Consider the following 20,397-nt stretch of genomic DNA (forward strand, 5'->3'; position numbering starts at 1 on the left):
GAGTCACTCACCGGCGGCCTCGGCTGCTTCAGCAGCTTCCAGGAGTGCCGCGATCAGCAGCGCACTCGACGTGGCGCCGGGATCCTGATGCCCGATGCTGCGCTCGCCCAGATAGCTGGCCCGGCCCTTGCGGGCCTGCATCGGCGTCGTCGCCTCGGCACCCTGCTCGGCGGCGGCCCGCGCTGCGGCGAACGAGTCGCCGAGCGCGTCGACGGCCGGCATCAGCGCGTCGATCATGGTCTTGTCGCCGGGCGCGGCGCCGCCCAGCGTCATCACCGCGTCGACGCCCGCACGCAGCGCGCCCGTGAGCTGCTCCTCGGTGACCTCCTCCGGCTCCCCGAGCGCCTTCCCGGTACGGCGCAGCAGCGTCCCGTACAGCGGCCCGGAGGCGCCCCCCACCGTCGAGATCAACTGCCGCCCGGCGAGCACCAGGACCGCGCCCGGCGTCTCGGGGGACTCCTTCTCCAGCGTGGCCACCACGGCGTTGAACCCGCGCTGCAGATTGCTGCCGTGGTCGGCGTCACCGATCGGTGAGTCCAGGGCGGTGAGCCGCTCGGCCTCGCGATCCACGGCCGCCGCGGTGGCGCTCATCCAACGGCGGAAGAAGTCGGCGTCGAGCACGGTATCTCCTTGCGTGGTCCGGAAGTTGATGCGACGGACGGAGACGGCCGGAGGGGAGTCGTGGCCGGGCCGTCGGTGAGCGTGGGGGCGTGCCGCTCAGACGCCCCACCGCAGCCCCGGCGTCTTCACCGGCGCGTCGTACAACCGCAGCAGTTCCTCGTCGATCTGGCACAGGGTCACCGACGCGCCTGCCATGTCGAGCGAGGTGACGTAGTTGCCGACGAGGGTGCGTGCCACGGCGACTCCGCGCTCGGTGAGCGCGCGCTGCACCTCCGCGTTGAATCCGTACAGCTCCAGCAGCGGGGTGGCGCCCATGCCGTTGACGAGAAGCAGCACCGGGTTGCGCGGAGTCATGTCCTCCAGGATGGCGTTCACGGCGAAGTCGGCGATCTCGCCCGAGGTCATCATCGCGCGCCGCTCGCGCCCCGGTTCGCCGTGAATGCCGATGCCCAACTCCAGCTCCCCGGCGGGGAGATCGAAGGTCGGGCTGCCCTTGGCGGGGGTCGTACAGGCGCTGAGCGCGACACCGAAGCTGCGCGAGTTCTCGTTGACCTGCCGGGCCAGGGACTCGACGCGCTCCAGGGGCTGCCCCTCCTCGGCGGCGGCCCCGGCGATCTTCTCCACGTACAACGTGGCACCGGTGCCACGCCGCCCCGCGGTGTAGAGGCTGTCGGTCACGGCGACGTCGTCGTTCACGAGCACCTTCGCGACCTGGATGCCCTCGTCCTCGGCGAGCTCCGCCGCCATGTCGAAGTTGAGCACGTCGCCGGTGTAGTTCTTGACGATGAACAGCACGCCTGCGCCGCTGTCCACCGCGGCGGCCGCGCGCACCATCTGGTCCGGCACGGGTGAGGTGAACACCTCACCGGGGCAAGCCGCGGACAGCATCCCCGGCCCCACGAACCCACCGTGCAACGGCTCGTGACCCGAACCCCCGCCCGAGACCAGGGCCACCTTCCCGTCCACCGGAGCGTCCCGTCGCACGATCACCCGGTTCTCGACATCCACGGTCAGCTCGGGATGCGCCGCCGCCAGCCCGCGGAGCGCGTCCGCGACCACGGTTTCCGCGACGTTGATCAGCATCTTCATGGGTGTCTCCTAGGCTCGGTGCTGATGTGTCGGGGATGGGTTTCTTGGAGTGCCACTATCGGCAGTATCGACCTTGCGCCAGCGATGGTCACGTGTGCGGATGCACCTGGGCGTGGTGTCGTCTTGTGCCTCACTTGGCTGCGGACCTGGAACCCTCTTGTGCGAACTCGGGGTGCCCTGTAGCCCTTTCCAGGGATGGGTGCAAAGGCGAACGCGTGGGACTTCGAAGCCGGGTGCGGGGCGTACGTGTGAGGTCGTCGGGCAGGACGTGTACTCCGCCGTCGGAGCGGACGTGATGATCACGCTGTCGATACTCCGGTGAGCCACGGCCCTGCCGGTCCCAGCCACTCGTTGATGGCTGTGACCAGCACGGTCGCGTGATACCGGGCGGCGAGCAAGTCGCACCTCGTGGCGAACGCGCGGTGGCGCTCTCCCAAGCAGCCCACCGGCGTCAGCGGGAGCGGGGTTGCATTGGCGTCGATGTCGGCCGGGCATACGGCCGGCGCTCAGTCCGGCAGGGCCCGGGTGAGTACATGGAGAACGGAGTCCCCTTTAGCGGGACGGAGTTCGCCGAGCGCGTCCCAACCCCATGACTCAAAGGCGGCGCGCGCCACCGTGTTGGCCGGGTCGAGCAGGACGACCGCCAGTTCCGCGTCGCTGGCGGACAGAAGCCTCTCCTGGAGGCGACCACCGATCCCGCGACGGTGGTGCTCCGGCAGTACCATCAGCTCGGCGAGGGCGAACACCTTCCCGGAGGCGGTGAGTTCCTCGACCTCATCGGGAAGCACCCCGACGAATCCCCGCCACCACGAACCGTCACGGTGCAGCGGATACCCGTACGCCAGCCCAGCGGGTTCGTCGTCGTCGCCGTCCTCATCGTCAGCCGCCACCATGTCGAAGCGCGGACGTTGGACATCCTCCGCGAGTCTGGTCAGGAACCGCTCGCGATTTCGGTATTCCTCGCCCGGGGGTTCCTCATAGGCAGCCACGTACAGGTCCGCCAGCTCTTCCCGGTCCCCGTCGGCCTGCCACCGGCTCAGCCTGCGAAAGAACACCTCGCCCATATCCATCCCCTCACCCGGAACGCCCAGCCCTCAGCCCGCCTCACCGGGCCCGGACTCATTGTCGACCCGGCCACGATAACGCTCACCAGCTTCGAATGGATCAAGAAGGGGCAGCGTGCTTTGCCCTGATCGGTGACTCCGCTCGGCCGGCTCAGCGCTCCACGCGCTTCAGGCCGCGCACGGCTGGGATCGTCAGCAGCAGGGCGCAGGCGACGAACGCCATGGACGCGGACGCGCACAGCAGTGGCACCGTCCCCACGACGACCGCAAGCGGGCCCGCCAGCGCCTGCCCAACTGGCTTCATCACCAGTGAGCCGGCCGCGTCGTACGCGTGCACCCTGCCGAGGACGTCCTGCGGGATGTGCGTCTGTACGCTCGTGTGGAACATGACGATCCAGAACGCCATGCCCACGCCGCTCACCCCGTAGCACCCGGCGATGAGCGGCGCGGGAAGGCCGAGAGCGACTCCCAACGGCATGAACGCCCATAGGATCATGGAGAGGGCGCCGGCCCGGAGTGGATATCGCGGGCGGAGCCTGATCGCGACGATTCCGCCCAACACACTTCCCGCCCCGAGGGACGACATGACCAGGCCGAACGTCGATGCTCCGTAGTCGGTGACCAGCGTGCTGTTGCCGAGGGTCATGGTGGGGCCGGCGCCCGCCAGCTGCCAGAGCATGAAGACGACGATGACACTCCACAGCCATGTTCTGGCCCGGAACTCCCGCCACCCTTCGACGAGATCGGACCGGAACGACGAGGCGCCGTCCCGCGCGTCCGGGCCCATCGGGACCGAGCGGAGCAGGAGCAGACAGGCGCCGCTGACCCCATAGGTCAAGGCGTCGAGGGCGACCACCGTTGCCGGTGAGGAGACCATCAGCAGCAGGCCGGCCAGCGACGGGCCGATCACGACGGTGACGGACTCCGAGATGCGGAGGGTGGCGTTCGCCTTCTGCACGTCCTGGGCTATGCGCGGGGTGATGCTGGCGACTCCCGGCTGGAAGATTGCGCTACCTGCCCCGACCAGGGCCAGCAGCACCAGGATCTGCCACAGCTGTGGCGTACCCAGCAGGAACAGCAGCGCAAGCACCGCCTGGAAGCACAGCCGGACCGTGTCCGAGACGACCATCAGTCGTCGGGCACCGAAGCGGTCGGACAGTACCCCACCAAAGATGATCAGCGCTGCGAACGGGGCTACGAGCGCGGCGAGCGCGTAGCCCACCCCGCTCGGCCCGTATCCCGCCCGGATCACGGCGGCCGTGATCGCGACGGGGAGCATCGCGTCGCCCAGCAGTGAGGTGGTGCGGGCGGCGAAGAACAGCCGGAAGTCCGCTGTCCACAGCGGCAGATCAGACGAGGTCTCCTTGACGTGCAGGTCACGGGCCATGTCCGAACCAGCCACCGCTCACCGCCCCACGTATGCCGTTGATCCCGACCAGGGCGACACTTTCCTCCGCGGGCGTCTCTCGGTCAACGGAATATGTTCGACACGCTCAGCACGTGGGCGCGTCTGAAGATACTGCCTAGCAGCTGCCGTTGGACTCCTGGAGCCCCTTGTTGGCACCGGCCGTCCGGGTCACGATGTTCGGCACGCAGCCGGTCCCGTCGAGGCTGTAGGAGTAGGGGATGCTGACGGTGGTGTTGGACTTCGGGTCGGGTCCGGCGGGATTGTTCTCGCTACTGGGGCTGGACCAGGTCACGTTGTCGAAAGTGTTGCCGCTGACCTGCCAGTACCCGGCCGCGTCGGTGTAGAAGGTGCCCAGGACGTCCTTGGAGTCCTTGAAGTAGTTGTTGTCCACCTTGGCGCGGGCCCCGGCTCGGGAGTTGATACCGGAGTCGTTGAGCTTCACGTAGTAGTTGTTGTAGATGTGGGCTGTGCCGCCGCGCAGCAAGGGCGCGCGGGAGTCGATGTTCTCGTACAGGTTGTGGTGGTACGTGATGAAACTGTTCGAGAGATCGCTCTCGCTGGACCCGATGAGGCCACCGCGGCCCGAGTTGCGCAGGGTGCTGTAGGACAGGGTCACGTACTGGGTGTTGTCCTTCATGTCGAAGAGGCCGTCGAACCCTTCCGCCTCCCCACCCGATGCCTCAAGGGTGGTGTGATCGACCCAGACGTTGCGGACGTTCCTCTCCATGCCGATGGCGTCACCACCGTTGGACGTGGGCGAGCCGGACTTCTTGACATTCCGGACGGTCACGTTCCGGATGATGATGTTGCTGGCCTCGCGAATGTGGATGCCCAGCTGGTCGAAGACGGCTCCGCTGCCGACGCCGATGATCGTGACGTTGCTGATCTGCTTGAGTTCGATCACGCCCGCGGCGGTATTGCAGCTGTCGCCCGACACCTTGCTGGTGTTGCCGTGGTTGATGGTCCCCTCGACCTCGATGGTGATCGGGGTGCTGCTACTGGCACGGCCGCACAGTGCCGCATGGATCGCGGTCCCCGTGGTGGCCCGTATGGTCTGCCCGCCCGCGCCGCCGGTGGTCCCTCCGTTCTGGGTCGCGTACCCCGTGGCACCACCGGCGGCTGCCGATGCCCCGGTCATCGGCAGAGCCACACCGGTCGCGGCCGCCAGGACCACCGTCGCCACTGCCGCATGGAGTCGTCCGACTGGTCGTATCATCCTTGCCTCACTTTTCGTCTTCGAATGGTGAGCGTCGCTCCTCCACGCTGTAGTCGCCCGCCGGGCCGCCAAGGTTGCCGCCCATGGCCGGGCCTTTGGTCCAGACAGCCCGCGCTCGCCCAAGAGCTGTACGACGCTGTTCTGCAGGCGGCTGGACTGATCGAACGCGATCGCCGTGACGGAGACCGCAGGACGGTCGAGGTCACCCTGACCGATGCAGGACGTGCCAGGTTCGCCGACGCCGAGAGGGCCGCGCGCACGCGGCTGCCCGGCATCTCGACCCTTGACTGGTCCTTGTGACGGAGACCGCAGGACGGTCGAGGTCACCCTGACCGATGCAGGACGTGCCAGGTTCGCCGACGCCGAGAGGGCCGCGCGCACGCGGCTGCGCCGGCATCTCGTCCCTTGACTGGTCCTTGTCGTTGGTCGTCAGCCAGGATCCAGTCGTCGCAGGCACGCCCGAGGCTTTGCGGTTCTACGGCTTTCGCCGCCTCCGGTTCCGCGTAGACATGCCGGCGGCGAGCGGCCGGACAGCGGCCCGGCAAGGGAGCCCGGGACCCGCCACCACACCGCCCAGCCGACCTGGCCCGCCCGGACGCGATAGGGACCTACTTGCCCCGTGTCCTGTCCTCATCGGGCCTGCGACCTGTCCCGGCGATGCTTCTCGGCCGGCCTTTGCGTCACCGGATCGCAATCAATACCTGCACACCCATTGACCTGACGCGTCCGCACACCTAGCCTCCGTCCCCATATGTAGATGATGTCTTCATATGGGGATCTCATTCAATGGAGCGAACATGGTGGAAACTGCCGATGTTGCCGGGCGCCTGAGCCGAAGCATGGCGCAGGGCGTCCTGTCCTTCCCCCTCACCAGCTTTCGCGAGGACGGGAGCCTGGATCTGGATGCCTACCGCGCCTACCTCGCCCCCCAGTTGGACGCCGGTCCGGGAGCCGTCTTCCCCGCCTGCGGTACCGGGGAGTTCACGGCCCTGGACGAGGACGAGTACCGCCAGGTCATCACGGCCGCGGTGGAGGTGGCCGACGGGCGTGTTCCCGTCGTCGCGGGCATCGGGTACGGCTGGGCGCAGGCGCTGCGGTTCGCGCGCATCGCCGAGGAGTCGGGTGCCGACGCGGCACTCGTGCTGCCGCACTACCTGGTGCGGGCCCCGCAGGACGGGCTGGTGGAGCAGTTGCGCCGGATCGCCGACGGCACCCGGCTGCCCCTGATCGCCTACCAGCGCGACCAGGTCTCCTTCACCGCCGACGGAGTGCGCCGTATCGCGGAGATCCCCACCGTCATCGGGCTGAAGGACGGACACAGCGACCTCGACCGCCTCCAGCGGCTGACGCTCGCGGCACCCGAGGGCTTCCTGTTCTTCAACGGGGCCGCGACGGCGGAGATCCAGGCACGCGCGTACGCCGCTGTCGGGGTCCCCGCGTACTCGTCGGCCGTCCACGCCTTCGCCCCGGAGATCGCGCGGGCCTTCTTCGGCGCCTTCCAGGAGGACGACAGCGCCCGGATGGACGAGTTGCTGCGCGGCTTCTACATCCCGTTCGTCGAACTGCGAGACAGGGTCCCCGGCTACGCCGTCTCCCTCGTCAAGGCCGCCGCCCGACTGCGCGGCCTGCCCGTCGGCCCGGTGCGCGCACCGCTCACGGACCCGGGCCCGGACGACCTCGCCGAGCTGACGAAACTGCTCGACCAGGGTCTGGGGCTCGTCGGCGCCGGCCGCTGACCTTTCACACCCCGTCGTCGCACCCTCGGCGGCAGTTCACGCACCCACGGCCAACCCACAGTTCACGCACGCACCAGCACACCGCCAGTTCACGGACGCAAAAGCACACCGCCAGTTCAAAGGAGAACTGACACATGCCGCTCGTCGTTGTCGGGATCAGTGTTCTGGTCCTGCTCGTCCTGATGACGAAGCTCAGACTGAATGGCTTCGCCGCCCTGCTCCTCGTGGCCGTGGGTGTCGCCCTGGTCCAGGGGATAGGCCTGGAGGACATCCCGGACGTCCTCTCCGAGGGCATCGGAAGCCAGATCGGCGACACCATGCTGACCATCGGGCTCGGAGCCATGGTCGGCCGGGTGATGGGGGACTCCGGTGCCGCCCAGCGGATCGCCGACAGGATTCTCGCCATCTGCGGCCCGCGCTGGGTCCAGGTCGCCATGGTGGTGACGGCCATGGTCATCGGCGTGACCATGTTCTACGAGGTCGCCTTCGTCATCATCGTCCCCGTCGCGTTCACCCTCGTACGGGTCACCCGTTCGAACCTGCTGTGGGTGGGGCTCCCCATGTCGATCGCCCTGTCCACCATGCACAGCTTCCTGCCACCCCACCCGGGCCCGACCGCGGTGGCCGCGACCTTCCACGCGTCCGTCGGACTGACGCTGTTCTACGGCCTGTTCATCGCCGTCCCGATCGGTGCGCTCGTCGCCCTGCTGTGGCCGCGCATCCCCTTCGTCCGGGCGATGAACCCCTCCATCCCCAAGGGCCTGGTCAGCGAGCGCGTCTTCGAGGACGAGGAGATGCCCGGCATCGGCTGGTCCCTGGGCGTGGCCCTGCTGCCCGTGGTGCTGATCGCCGGTGCCGCGGTGACCGACCTGTCCACCTCCGCCTCGAACCCACTGCTCCACTTCGTCGCCTTCATCGGATCCGCGCCGATCGCCCTGCTGCTCACGCTGCTCGTCGCGATCTGGGCCTTCGGTCCGCGCGTGGGCCGCAGCCTGACGGAGGTCAGCACCTCCTGCAAGGAAGCGGCCCAGGCGATGGCGATGATCCTGCTGGTGATCGGCGCGGGTGGAGCCTTCAAGAACGTCCTCGTCGAAGGCGGGATATCCGACTACATCAAGGACACGACCGACGGCTGGTCCATCTCGCCGATCATCCTGGCCTGGCTGATCGCGGCCATCCTCCGGGTGGCCCTCGGCTCGGCGACCGTGGCCGTCGTCACCGCCTCCGGTGTGGCGCTGCCACTGCTCGCGGGCAGCGGTGTCCACGCCGAGGTCTTGGTGCTGGCGGTCTCCTGCGGCTCGATCGCGTTCTCCCACGTCAACGACCCGGGCTTCTGGATGTTCAAGGAGTACTTCAACCTGTCCGTCCTGGACGCCATCAAGGCGCGCACCACCTACACCACGGTGCTCGCGATCCTCGGTCTGGGTGGCGTACTGGTTCTGGAACAGGTCCTCGACGCCCTCAGTATCTGACCGATCGCCGGCATGGCCCACGTGCCGGCGACCCTCACGAGAATGGCACCATTCGTCATGAGCCAGCCCGTCGTCACCAAGTTCTCCGTCTTCCCGGTCGCCGGCCGGGACTCCATGGCGCTCAACCTCTCCGGAGCGCACGCCCCCTACTTCACCCGCAACGTCGTCGTCATCGAGGACTCCGAGGGCCGTACGGGCCTGGGGGAGGTACCGGGCGGGGAGAAGATCACGCGGACCCTGCGTGACGCCGAGTCCCTCGTCGTCGGTGCGCGCGTGGGCGACTACAAGCGCGTCCTGCGCTCGATGGAGGGGACGTTCGCGGACCGCGACTCCGGTGGCCGCGGCGCCCAGACCTTCGACCTGCGCACCACGGTGCACGCCGTCACCGCGGTCGAGTCGGCGCTCCTGGACCTCCTCGGCCAGCACCTGGACCTCCCGGTCGCCGCCCTGCTGGGCGACGGCAAGCAGCGTGATGCCGTACGGGTCCTCGGCTACCTCTTCTACGTCGGCGACCCGGACCGCACCGACCTGGAGTACGTCCGTGAACCCGACTCGGACGTGGAGTGGCACCGGATCCGGCGCGAGGAGGCACTGACTCCCGAGGCGATCGTCCGCCAGGCCGAGGCCACCTACGACCGGTACGGCTTCCACGACTTCAAGCTCAAGGGCGGTGTCCTGCCGGGCAGAGAGGAGGTCAAGGCCGTCCGGGCGCTCAAGGAGCGCTTCCCCGAGGCCCGGATCACCCTCGACCCCAACGGAGCGTGGTCCCTGCGCGAGGCCGTCGAACTGTGCCGCCCCCTCGTCGGCACGCTGGCCTACGCCGAGGACCCCTGCGGGCCGGAGGACGGCTACTCCGGCCGTGAGATCCTCGCCGAGTTCCGCCGGGCAACGAGCCTGCCCACGGCGACCAACATGATCGCCACGGACTGGCGCCAGCTCACGCACGCCCTGGCCCTGCAGTCGGTCTCCATCCCGCTCGCCGACCCCCACTTCTGGACCATGCAGGGGTCGGTACGGGTCGCCCAGCTCTGCAACGCCATGGGGCTGACCTGGGGATGCCACTCCAACAACCACTTCGACATCTCCCTGGCGATGATGGCCCACTGCGGGGCCGCCGCGCCCGGCGAGTACAACGCCCTCGACACCCACTGGATCTGGCAGGAAGGGCTGGAGCACCTCACCGTCGAACCGCCTCGGATCGTCGGCGGCGAGGTCGCCGTCCCCGACACGCCCGGCCTCGGTGTCCGTCTCGACATGGACCGTCTCCTCGCGGCCCACGAGCTCTACAAGCAGAAGGCGCTGTCGGGCCGCGACGACGCGATCGGGATGCAGTACCTGATCAAGGACTGGACCTTCGACAGCAAGCGTCCCTGTCTCGTGCGCTGAGCGCGGAGACGCCCCCGCTCATCCGCTGCGTCGGCTCATCCGCCGAGTCGGCGCAGCCGTTCCGCGTCGCAGGTACGGGGGCAGGTGGAGCAGGCCTCGTCGGGGCGGATCGTGTAGTAGAGGCAGCAGCCGGTGCGGGTGCGGGTCGGGTGTTCGTGGCCGTCGGCGGTGCGCAGACGGCGGAATCCGGCGCCGCCGGGGAAGGGCGCCAGGGCGGAGGGCAGTACGTCGGTCGCGGCCCGTACGGCGATGGCCTCCTCGCCGAGCACCCGGCCGAGATACCAGATGCCCGAGATCAGATCGTCGGCGACCATGCCCCACAGGGCGCGTGAGCCTCGCCGTGCGTACGGGCCGATCGCGTCCAGCACCGGACCCATGTGAGCGGCGACCGCCTGCCTCAACTCGCCCCGCAGCGCCTCCTCCTGGGCTACGGGCAGCACACCGGACAGGGCCACGGCCGGGTCGTCCGGCAGGCAGGCGAGGCGGGCACCCGGCATGATGTCGAACGCCCCCGAGGCGAGGTCGACCCGTACGTCCCCGGGTGCGATGCGTGGCACCCTCCGTTCCAGATACCAGACACCGCCCATCAGCAGGCCCACCGACCAGGCGTAGTCGTGGAGGGCGCGCGAGGCGGCGACATGGCGGGGCGCGGTGCGGCCGTAGCGGTTCTGAATCCGTGCGGCCTCGGCGTCGACGAAGGCCTCGACCCCTTCCTGACCCTCCACCAGACACGGCCTCAGGGGGCCGGGTCGACCGCCGTGCGTGACGCGCACCGACAGCGCCTCGCACAGGGAGGTCAGGCGCCGGTACGACATGGCGAGGAGTCCGGGCACGTCCGTGTCGGCTTCTGCCGGCGCGAGATCGAGGGCCACGGTCATCGGAACTCCAGAGAGTGAGATTCGCTGCGAAACAAGAAGGTAAGGCTTACCTTATTCTGAAGATCGAGTGCTGATGACCAAGGGGGTCACGTGAAGGCGGGCAAGGTGGTGCACTTCGGCGATCTGCGAGGTTGCTCGTCAGTGATCAGGGGGGTGCTGTGCCTCGTGGTGATCGTGTGGCCGGTTGGGAACTAAAGCATGCCTAACCTAAACTCACGCCTCGTGATTGCGACCGAACGGGCCGCACCGACCGGTGTGCCACCCTGCCGTGCCCTCCGGCACGTTCCCCGCTTCCTCGCCGGCCTCGGGCCCCTCGCGCCCTGCGCCGCGCTCGCCGCCCGCCGAGCCGGTGGCGGACAGGCGGCGGAGCGGATGCTCGCCGGCGTGGCGGACGTCGGCGGCGTCGAGCTGCCGGAGGACTGAAGCTGCCGGAGAACCAGCCCGCGTGGTCCGGGGCCGGGCCCTCCAGGAGCGGCCCGCCCCCTCCCAAACTCCCCAGCCCCTCAAGGAAGTTGTGCTCCCGACCCCATGCGTCTGTACCTGCTCGCTCTCAACCCCACCGACTCCGTCACCGAGGGTTTCCTGCCCGCCGCCGCCCGGCTCGGCCTCGACGTCACCCTCCTGACCGACCAGCCCGACGCCCACCGCCGCATCTGCCCCGGCATCGAGATCCTGGAGTGCGATGTGCGCGACTTCCGCGCCGTCGTCACGCGCATCTCCACACACCACACCCCGGACGCCGTCTTCACCAACAGCGACCACCTCCAGACCCAGGCCGCCCTCGCCGCCCAGTACTTCGGTCTCCCCGCGAAGGACTGGCGGGCCACCCTGCGAGCCAAGGACAAGGCCGAGATGCGCCGTCGGCTCGCCGCGGCGGGTGCCGACACCGTCTGGTCGGCGGAACTCACCGAACTCACCGACCCCGTCGCCCTCGACGCGCCGTATCCCTGCGTGATCAAGCCCCGCGAGGGCGTGGCCAGCGAGGACGTCGTCCTCGTCGAAGGGCCCGAGGAACTCGTGGCACACAGCAAGGCGATCCTCGCGCGCCGCCCCGGGGCCACCCTGCTCGTGGAGGAGTACCTGCCGGGAGAGCTGTACACGCTGGAGACCCTCGGCGACGGCCGCATCCGTCACGTCCTCGGCGGGTTCCACACCGAGCCGTCCCCACCGCCGTACTTCGTCGAGGAGCGGATGACCTTCGTCCCGGCCCACCCTGAGCCGGTCGTCGACCAGGTCCTCGCCCAGCTCGACGCGCTCGGCGTCGGGTTCGGCGCCTGCCACACCGAGTTCGTGGTCCACGAGGGCCGGGCGCGCCTCATCGAGGTCAACTACCGGGCCGTCGGCGACCAGTGCGACCTGCTGCTCGCACAGCTCCTGGACATCCCGCTGTTCGAACACATCCTGCGCACGCACCTCGGTGAATCCGTGCCCGCGGACCTGGGCGCGCGGCGCGACGGAGCGGCCCTGCTGGAGTACCCGTGCGCCGAGCGCGCCGGAACCCTCACCGCCGCACCACCGAGCAGCGAACTCAGCGTGGACGGCGTGCAATTGACGTACCGTCGGCTCCGCCCGCTCGGGGAGCGGCACGAGCTGTACCGCACCAACCGCGACTACTTGGGCGTCCTGCGGGCGGTGGGCACCGACCAGGAAGCCGTGGACCGTGCGGCGGCCCGGTTCCTCGCGGCTCAGAGCTGGGTGATCCAGCCGTGACGACCACTGCGACGACTTCCGCGGATGCCGTCGAGTCCGAGCTGCTCACACGTGTGCTCAGCGCCCTGCTCCGCGAGGACGTCGTCGGCCTGCGCACCCGCAGCGCACTCGTGCACCGCCCCGACGGCCCGTGGCTCCGGCTGCCCGTCGACGGCGACGCCCTGCTGCTGCCGGTCGCCGAGGACGGCTTCCAGTGTGCGTACACCGCCCGACTGCCGCTGCTCGTAAGGGAGTCGAACGGTTCCGAGGCGACGACGTACGGGACCGTTCTCTCCGAGCTGCGGGCCCTCGCCGAACCCGTCGACCGCGGCGGCTTCGACGCCTTGGCCGAGGAGTGCCGCCAGACGCTGGCCACGATGCGGCTGCACGCCCGCACGGCCGAGGCGGCACGCGACCGGCTCGCCGACCGCTACGGTGCCGACCCCGCCCGGTGGACCGGACTCACCGGAAGCCTCGCCCACGACACGCTCGCAGCCCGCCTCGACCACCCGGTGTACCCGACGGCACGTGGACGCTCCGGGCTCGGGGACGACCAACTCCGTGCATACGCGCCCGAGTTACATCCTAGGTTCGCACTCCGTTGGCTGGCCGTGCCGAAGGACGCTCTCACCGTGGCCGGGAGCCTGCCGGCGTACTGGCCCACGCCCGCCGTCCTCGGGCTCGCCGAACTCGACCGCACCCATGTCGCCCTGCCCGTCCACCCGTTGTCCGTGGGCGCTCCGCTCGACGAGGCGCTCCGCGACACGGGGCTGACCGGCCGCGCGGTGCTCGCCGACCACGCGTACCTCGAGGTCGTTCCCACGCTGTCGACCCGTACGGTCGCATCGGCCGCCGACCCGGCCGAGCACCTCAAACTGCCCTTGCCCACCGCCTCGTTGGGCCTGCGCAACAAACGCTCGATCAAACCCGGCACCCTCGTCGACGGCGCGGCGGGACAGCGGCTGCTGGAAGCGGTCGTCGACCGCGAAACCCGCTTCCGGGAGACGGTCCTGCACGCCGACGAGACCGTGTACGCCCACGCCGGGCACGAGATGCTGGCCGTGCTGTGCCGCCGCTACCCGGAGGGGCTCGACGACTCGGTCGTCGTCCCCATGGCCGCGCTGCTCGCGGAGGCGCCCGGCGGGCGGCTGGTGATCGATCACCTCGCCGACCGCTTCCACGGCGGTGACGTGACCGCCCTCCTGGACGCCGTCCTGACGCTCCTCTTCGACTGGCAGACCACGCTGTTCGGGTACGGGATCGCGCTGGAGTCGCACCAGCAGAACGTGTCGCTCGTCCTGGGGCCACACCCCGGCGACCTGCGGCTGCTGCTCAAGGACAACGACGGACCGCGCATCAACACCACGCGGCTGGAGGCGGTGTTCGGCGGTCCGTGGGACTTCGACGACCCCCGGACCTTCTGCCGCGACGACGGGCCGGTCGCCGACCTCTTCACCACCATCACCCTCCATCTGTGCGCGGGCGCCTACGCGTTCGGGCTCGCCGAGCACGGCCGGGCTCCGCTGCCGCGGCTGCTGGGGCTCGTACGGGACCGGCTCGCGCAGGCCGTGGAACGGCTCGGCGGCGAGCCCGGAGCCGTACTGCGCGAGCGGGTGCTGGACGCGCCCCGGCTGCCGGTGAAGGCGATGGTCACCGCCGGGACGCTGCTCAGCAAGGAGAGGTCGGGCGCCGTCGACATCAACAAGCACTACACGACCGGGCCGAACTACCTGCTGCCGGACAGGCAGGACACCACCGGCAGCAACCCCACGCTCACGAAGGGGGTTTCGGCATGACCACCGAAGCCCTGCCCATGACACGTCCGGCATCCCGCCATCGCTCGGCCACCGTCGCTCTGAACCTCCGCTGGAGCCGCTGATGTCCCCGCTCACCGACGCCCTCGGTACCGCCACCTCTCTGCCCACCGCCGATGACGTCGTGGCCCACACCCTCCTCAACTGCCTGCTGCGCGAGGTGTCCGGTCCCGAACGGCAGACCGCCGTCGCCGACGGGCACCTGATGCTGCGGCTGCCGCGCCGCGGCGTCCTGCTGCGGGCCGCCCTGCGTCGTACGTCGCTGCTCGGCGCCCATCGCTTCACCGGGCCCGTGCACGAGGAGACCGGCACCGGCCGGCGGGAGGTGGACTGGCGCCGCCTCGCCGAGTACACCCACGACGAGTTGTTCCTCCGTACCGGGGTGCGCAACGAGGAGTTCCTGGAGCAGATCGCCTCCAGCCACCGCACCGTCTCCGCCGCCCTCGCCGCCCACAGGACCGCCGCCGGTGACTGCCCGGACTACCTCGCCTCCGAGCAGTCCCTGCTCTTCGGGCACCGCTTCCACCCCACGCCCAAGGCCCGAACCGGCGACGTGGAAGCGTGGCGGGAGTACGCGCCCGAGGCAGGGGCGACCTTCCCGCTGCGGCACCTCGCCGTACGCGACCATCTGATCGCCGAGGAGAGAGCCGAGCCCGGCGCCACCGACATCCTCGACCGCGGGCGCGACGACGTCCCGGACGGCTACCGGCTGCTGCCCGCGCACCCCTGGCAGTACGAGATGCTGCGCGCCCACCCGCCCCTGCGCGACGCCCTCGGCCGCCGGGACGTGCTCGACCTCGGCCCCGGCGGCACGCCCTTCGCCGCCACCGCGTCCGTGCGCACGCTCTTCGGCGGCGATGCCTTCCTGAAGTTCAGCCTCAACGTTCGCATCACCAACTGCCTGCGCAAGAACGCCAGTTACGAACTCTCCGGCGCGGTGGCCCTCACCCGCGTACTCGCCCCGGTGCTGGCCGACCTGGAGGACCGCTTCCCCGGCAGCGCGATGCTCCGCGAACCCGCCTACCGCAGCCTCGCCCTTCCCGGCCCGGACGGCACCCCCGACCGCACCCTCCTGGAGGGCCTGGGCGTCATCGTGCGCGAGGGCCTGAGCCGCCGACTGCTGCCCGGCACGACGCCGCTGCTCGCGGCGGCCGTCGCCGACGAGTACCCGACGGGCCCCGCACATCTGTCCCGCCTCCTCGACGGAGCGGGCCCACGGGCCGCCCTCGACTGGTGGGACGCCTATCTGCGCCTCCTCGTCCCGCCCGTCCTGGCCGCCTACTTCGATCACGGACTGGTCCTCGAACCCCACCTGCAGAACGTGCTGATCTGCGTGGACGCCGACGGCATGCCCGCCCAGGTCCTCTTCCGCGACCTGGAGGGCACCAAGCTCCTCCCCGACCACCACGCCGACACGCTCGCCGCGCTGCCGCCCGAGGTCGCGGGCCCGATGACGTACGGCGCCCAGCGCGGCTGGGACCGGGTCGTGTACTGCCTGCTGGTCAACCACATCGCCGAGCTCCTCGCGGCCCTCGCCGACCTCCATCCGGAGACCGAGGCCGACCTGTGGGCGAGGGTTCGGGCCGCCCTCCAGACGTACGCGGACCGGTACGGCTGCCCGCCCCGCCTCGCCGCCCTGCTCGCCGGAGTGCCGCTGCCCGCCAAGGCCAACCTGCTCACCCGCTGGGAACGCAAGGCCGACCGCGAGGCCGGCTACGTCCGTCTGCCCTCCCCCCTAGTGCCCCAACAGGCAACGTTCACCCCGTCGCGACGCCCGGCACGCGCCCCCCTCCTCGAACCGGCTTCGCACGGCTCGGACGGGGGGAACCCCTTCGCCGCACCGGCCGAAAGCCCAAGTACGTCCGGTCCATCAACGGGGTCCTCCGGACGGCACGCCGAGAGCACGCTCCCCCACCCTCGAACCGCGCTTCGCACGCCTCGGGCGGGAGGTACCCCCACGACGCCGCTCCTTGACGGGCAAACGTTGCCTGCCGGGGCACCAGCCGAGGACATCCTGCGCCGGAGTGCCCGATGACCCACCCCACGTCCACCGTCCGCGACCGCGTCCTGTCCCTGCCGAGCGCCGAACTCCCCGCATACATATACGACTTGACGGCTCTGCGCGAGCACGTCGCGACCGTGCGGTCCGCGCTGCCGCCGCACGTCGAGCTGTACTACGCCGCCAAGGCCAACCCCGAGCCGGAGATCCTCACCGAACTCGCCCCGTACGTCGACGGCTTCGAGGTGTCCTCGGGCGGCGAACTCGCCCACGTGGCCAAGGCCGTGCCGAGACACCCGCTGGCCTTCGGCGGCCCGGGCAAGACCCCGGACGAGATCACGGCGGCCCTGGAGCGGGGCGTCCACCGCTTCCACGTGGAGAGCGAGCACGAGCTGCGTGTGCTGGCCGAACTGGCGCGGCGCGTCGTACCGGGGGAGCGGGTGGCGGTCCTGCTCCGCTTCAACCTCACCGTGGCCGACAGCACCCTGGCGGGCAGCTCCCTCACCATGGGCGGGCGCCCCACCCCCTTCGGCCTCGACCCGTCCCGGGCGGCCCCGATGCTCCGCGCCCTCACGGACGGCACCCACCCGCAGCTCGAACTCCGCGGCATCCACGCCCACTTGGCCAGCGGACTCGACGCCGCCGACCTCCTGGCGGTGGCCCGCGCCGTCATGGCCTGGGCGGTGGGACTGGGCGCCCCGATCGGCGAGGTGAACGTCGGCGGCGGCATGACCGTGGACTACGCGCAGCCCGAGAGCCGCTTCGACTGGGCGGCCTACGGCGAGGGGCTCGCCCGGCTGGCCGACGAGTACCCGGACCTGACGCTGCGCATCGAACCCGGACGTGCCCTCACGGCGTACTGCGGCTGGTACGCCACCGAGGTGCTGGACGTGAAGCACAGCCACGGTGAGGAGTTCGCGGTCGTCCGGGGTGGCACGCACCATCTGCGCACCCCCGCGACCAAGGGGCACGACCAGCCGTGCTCGGTGCTGGAGGTGGACGCCTGGCCCCACCCCTGGCAGCGCCCGGCGAGCGGTGGCGACCGTGTCACGCTCACCGGCCAGCTGTGCACCCCGAAGGACGTCCTCGCCCGGCATGTCCACGCCCCGGGGCTGCGGGCCGGGGACCGGGTGGTGTTCGCCCTGGCGGGGGCGTACGCGTGGAACATCTCCCATCACGACTTCCTGATGCACCCGCGTCCCGGGTTCCACTTCCTGGGGGCCGGCGGCCGTTGACAGGGGACGAGCGGGAGCGCAGACTCACTCCGAGTCGGTGAAGGTTGTTTCACTGGGCGAACGGCCCGGGAAGCCGCACGAGCCGCGCAAGCCACACCAGGAAGCCGCACTCGCTCGTGTCCGGAGCCCCCTTCAGGCGCGCGCCCGTCCTCGACGACGAGGAGACGTCCATGCACACGACCGTCGGGATCATCGGCGGCGGCCCCTCCGGGCTGCTGCTCGCCCGCCTGCTGCACAACGCCGGCATCGACAGCGTCGTCCTGGAACGCCGCGACCGGGCCTACGTCGAACAGCGGCAGCGGGCGGGGATCCTGGAGCAGGCCACCGTGGACGTCCTGCGCGCCGCGGGCGCCGGGGAGCGGCTGGACCGCGAGGGCATGCCCCACGACGGCATCGAGCTGCGCCACGGCGGCCGCGCCCACCGGGTCGACTTCCCCGCACTGACGGGCGGGCGCCGGGTGTGGGTCTACGCCCAGACCGAAGTGGTGAAGGACCTCGTCGCCCTCCAGCTCGCCGACGGCGGACCGCTGTACTTCGAGGCGGAGGTGCACGCGGTGGAGGGCGTCACGGCATCGGGCCGAGCGGAGGACCGCCCGGCGATCCGCTACACCCACGAGGGCCGCGAGAAGACCCTGACCTGTGACTACGTGGTCGGCTGCGACGGCTTCCACGGCGTGACCCGGGGCACGCTGCCCGAGGGCGTGCGGACGACGTACGAGCGGACCTACCCGTACTCCTGGCTGGGCATCCTCGCCGACGCGCCGCCCGTCTACCACGAGCTGATCTACGCCCACTCCGAGCGCGGCTTCGCCCTGGCGAGCATGCGCTCCGAGTCCGTCAGCCGGCTCTACCTCCAGGTGCCCAACGGAACGGACCCGGCCGACTGGTCCGACGAGCGGATCTGGGACGAGCTGGACGCCCGCTTCGCCCTCGACGCGAACCCCGATTGGCGGCTCAAGCGCGGCACCGTCACGTCCAAGGCGGTGCTGCCGATGCGCAGCCACGTCACCGAGCCGATGCGGTACGGCCGGGTCTTCCTGGCCGGCGACGCCGCCCACATCGTGCCGCCCACCGGCGCCAAGGGCCTCAACCTGGCCGCCGCCGACGTCATCGTGCTGGCCCGCGCCTTCGCGCACCTGAAGGAGACCGGCTCGACCGGCCTGCTGGACGCCTACTCCGACACCTGCCTGCGCCGGGTGTGGCGCGCCGAGCACTTCTCGTACTTCATGACGACGACCCTCCACACCGATCCGGAACAGTCCCCGTTCGAGACCAGGCTCCAGCTCTCCCAGCTCGACCGCATCGCCACCTCGGAGCACGCCGCGGCCGAACTGGCGGAGAACTACACGGGGCTGCCGCTCGCTCAGTAGCCGACGCGGAAGGTCGCGTCCTGCCGCTCGGCGGCCGTCGAGACCGGGTCGATGCGCAGCACGTAGTCGGAGTGCCGGATGTAGCGGGTCGGGTTGTTGTACGAGCGGAAGGACGCCCAGCCGGAGTCCGCGAGGCCGGCCGTTCGGTGGAAGGTCGCGTCCGCCGCGAACGTCGACGTGCCGTCGTTGACGTCGAGCCGCAGCTCGTAGTTGTAGTGCCGCAGATAGCGGGTGGGGTAGTTGACCGACTGGAAGGACACGGCGGAGCTGTCGGCGAGGCCGGGCACGAGCTTCCACTGGGAGTCGGTGTACAGGTCGAACGGGTAAGTGTCGATGAGGGCGGCGAAGTTCGCGTGACGGACGTAACGGGCCGGATAGTTGTAGGACTTGAGCCGGTTCCAGGCCGGTGCGCCCCACTTGGCGAGCAGGTTGGTGTACTCGGTGCCGGTGATGGTCGCGATGCCGCAGTGCTTGGAGTTGACCGGCTGGGTGTAGGTCCTCTGGTCGAGGGCTGTCCAGGTCCCGGACGCGAGGTCGGACGTCTGCCACGCGTAGAAGACGCCGTTCGGAGTGTAGGTGTCTCCCCACAGGTACCAGGTGTTCGAGGTCAGGGACTTGAACACGGTGGGTGCCTCGGTGCCGCCGTGCGCGACACCGGTGCTGAACTCGGTGAAGCTCCCGGGGCTGAGTGAGGTGGAGCGCGCGGCGACCAGGGTCTGGTTCTTCTTGAAGTAGAGATAGTTGACGCCGCCCACGCCGACAGTCATGTTGCCGTCGATGACGTCGTAGCCCGGGTCGAAGAAGACCTGCGGGGCGGAGGCCGTGATGAAGTCGCTGGTGTAGTTCACCATGATCACGTTGTGCCCGCTGGAGTTCACCGATGAGTAGATGACCGCGTACTGTCCCCGCCCGGCGTCCCAGAACGCCTCGGGAGCCCAGCTGTGGGTGGTCATGTCGTGCAGCCTGAGGCGGCGGTAGCCGGTGAAGGTGCGCAGGTCGGCGGAGTCCCAGACGTGGATGTACTGGCTGTTGTAGCTCCAGTCGGTGCCCTTGAGGTCGGTGGCGAGGACGACGAAGGTGCCGTCCTGCTTGCGCATGAGGAAGGGGTCGCGCAGTCCGAGCGCGCCCGCGGTGGGGGTGGCGAGCGGGTTGTTCTGGTTCAGCGGCGTCCAGTTCAGCCCGTCGGGGCTGACCGCGAGGTGGAGACCGTAGTCGGTGCCCTCGCCGAGGCTGGTCGACTCGGTGAAGTAGCACATCACGTAGGCCGAGTCGGCGGCGTGAGCGGCGCCCGCGCCGAGGCTCATCACGCCGGTCATGGCCAGGGGAGTGGCGGCGGCCATGCCGAGGAAGAGCCGACGCGACGGCTGCGGGCCGGGGTGGGGTCTTGCGCTCATCTGGTCTCCAATGGGCGTGCGGGAGC

The 20,397-nt window shown here is 70.1% G+C and carries 16 protein-coding genes and 1 pseudogene; 9 read left to right on the forward strand and 8 right to left on the reverse strand.

Annotated elements, in window-relative coordinates; all coding sequences use genetic code 11:
• Nucleotides 1-3 precede the first annotated feature (3 nt).
• From dhaL to E0500_RS40200, 5 genes and pseudogenes are all read right to left on the reverse strand, one after another.
• Complete coding sequence (gene dhaL / locus E0500_RS40180) at nt 4-621, reverse strand: dihydroxyacetone kinase subunit DhaL (RefSeq protein WP_131558223.1); 618 nt, start codon at nt 619-621, stop codon at nt 4-6.
• 96 nt (nt 622-717) lie between these two features.
• Entirely contained in the window at nt 718-1,710 is a 993-nt protein-coding gene (gene dhaK, locus E0500_RS40185) for a dihydroxyacetone kinase subunit DhaK (RefSeq protein WP_131558224.1), read from the reverse strand.
• 506 nt (nt 1,711-2,216) lie between these two features.
• Nucleotides 2,217-2,774, reverse strand: coding sequence for a GNAT family N-acetyltransferase (locus tag E0500_RS40190; RefSeq protein WP_165934831.1), 558 nt, complete (start codon nt 2,772-2,774; stop codon nt 2,217-2,219).
• Between the two features lie 151 nt (nt 2,775-2,925).
• Entirely contained in the window at nt 2,926-4,161 is a 1,236-nt protein-coding gene (locus tag E0500_RS40195) for an MFS transporter (RefSeq protein WP_131558228.1), read from the reverse strand.
• Between the two features lie 139 nt (nt 4,162-4,300).
• A pseudogene (locus tag E0500_RS40200) lies at nt 4,301-5,398 on the reverse strand (polysaccharide lyase family 1 protein); the annotation flags it as partial.
• 797 nt (nt 5,399-6,195) lie between these two features.
• Here E0500_RS40200 and E0500_RS40205 point away from each other — a divergent pair.
• From E0500_RS40205 to E0500_RS40215, 3 genes are all read left to right on the forward strand, one after another.
• Entirely contained in the window at nt 6,196-7,134 is a 939-nt protein-coding gene (locus E0500_RS40205) for a 5-dehydro-4-deoxyglucarate dehydratase (protein WP_131558232.1), read from the forward strand.
• Nucleotides 7,135-7,268: 134 nt separating this feature from the next.
• Nucleotides 7,269-8,606 carry a gluconate:H+ symporter gene (locus tag E0500_RS40210; protein WP_131558234.1) on the forward strand — a complete coding sequence of 446 codons (1,338 nt, stop codon included), beginning with the start codon at nt 7,269-7,271 and terminating at the stop codon, nt 8,604-8,606.
• A 57-nt stretch (nt 8,607-8,663) separates the two neighbouring features.
• Complete coding sequence (locus tag E0500_RS40215) at nt 8,664-9,992, forward strand: enolase C-terminal domain-like protein (protein WP_131558263.1); 1,329 nt, start codon at nt 8,664-8,666, stop codon at nt 9,990-9,992.
• Between the two features lie 35 nt (nt 9,993-10,027).
• On the opposite strand, the gene E0500_RS40220 is transcribed toward E0500_RS40215, so the two are convergent.
• Nucleotides 10,028-10,870: a (2Fe-2S)-binding protein gene (locus E0500_RS40220; RefSeq protein ID WP_131558236.1), complete on the reverse strand. Its 843-nt coding sequence runs from the start codon at nt 10,868-10,870 to the stop codon at nt 10,028-10,030.
• Between the two features lie 222 nt (nt 10,871-11,092).
• Here E0500_RS40220 and E0500_RS40225 point away from each other — a divergent pair, with 222 nt between their 5' ends.
• From E0500_RS40225 to E0500_RS40245, 5 genes are all read left to right on the forward strand, one after another.
• Entirely contained in the window at nt 11,093-11,293 is a 201-nt protein-coding gene (locus tag E0500_RS40225; protein ID WP_131558238.1) for a hypothetical protein, read from the forward strand.
• 105 nt (nt 11,294-11,398) lie between these two features.
• Nucleotides 11,399-12,580, forward strand: coding sequence for an acetyl-CoA carboxylase biotin carboxylase subunit family protein (locus tag E0500_RS40230; protein WP_131568638.1), 1,182 nt, complete (start codon nt 11,399-11,401; stop codon nt 12,578-12,580).
• Nucleotides 12,577-14,355 (forward strand): IucA/IucC family protein, encoded by a 1,779-nt coding sequence (locus E0500_RS40235; RefSeq protein ID WP_181587385.1) that lies wholly within the window; start codon nt 12,577-12,579, stop codon nt 14,353-14,355. The genes E0500_RS40230 and E0500_RS40235 overlap by 4 nt, the downstream gene beginning before the upstream one ends.
• Nucleotides 14,356-14,437: 82 nt before the next feature.
• The gene (locus E0500_RS40240; RefSeq protein ID WP_258573782.1) at nt 14,438-16,408 is read left to right on the forward strand and encodes an IucA/IucC family siderophore biosynthesis protein; all 1,971 of its coding nucleotides are present in this window, start codon (nt 14,438-14,440) and stop codon (nt 16,406-16,408) included.
• Nucleotides 16,405-17,607 (forward strand): type III PLP-dependent enzyme, encoded by a 1,203-nt coding sequence (locus E0500_RS40245; protein WP_131568640.1) that lies wholly within the window; start codon nt 16,405-16,407, stop codon nt 17,605-17,607. Before E0500_RS40240 ends, E0500_RS40245 begins: the two co-directional genes overlap by 4 nt.
• Before the next feature lie 49 nt (nt 17,608-17,656).
• On the opposite strand, the gene E0500_RS44650 is transcribed toward E0500_RS40245, so the two are convergent.
• Entirely contained in the window at nt 17,657-17,779 is a 123-nt protein-coding gene (locus E0500_RS44650) for a hypothetical protein (protein WP_258573783.1), read from the reverse strand.
• On the opposite strand from E0500_RS44650, the gene E0500_RS40250 reads away from it, so the two are divergent.
• On the forward strand, nt 17,778-18,977 hold the full coding sequence (locus E0500_RS40250; protein ID WP_131568642.1) for a 4-hydroxybenzoate 3-monooxygenase: 1,200 nt from the start codon (nt 17,778-17,780) through the stop codon (nt 18,975-18,977). The two genes, E0500_RS44650 and E0500_RS40250, sit on opposite strands and share 2 nt — an antisense overlap.
• On the opposite strand, the gene E0500_RS40255 is transcribed toward E0500_RS40250, so the two are convergent.
• Entirely contained in the window at nt 18,971-20,371 is a 1,401-nt protein-coding gene (locus tag E0500_RS40255; RefSeq protein ID WP_131568644.1) for a glycoside hydrolase family 43 protein, read from the reverse strand. The two genes, E0500_RS40250 and E0500_RS40255, sit on opposite strands and share 7 nt — an antisense overlap.
• Between the last annotated feature and the right edge of the window lie 26 nt (nt 20,372-20,397).

This window comes from Streptomyces sp. KM273126 (genome assembly GCF_004337435.2).
In the GTDB taxonomy this organism is placed as follows: Bacteria; Actinomycetota; Actinomycetes; order Streptomycetales; family Streptomycetaceae; genus Streptomyces; species Streptomyces acidicola.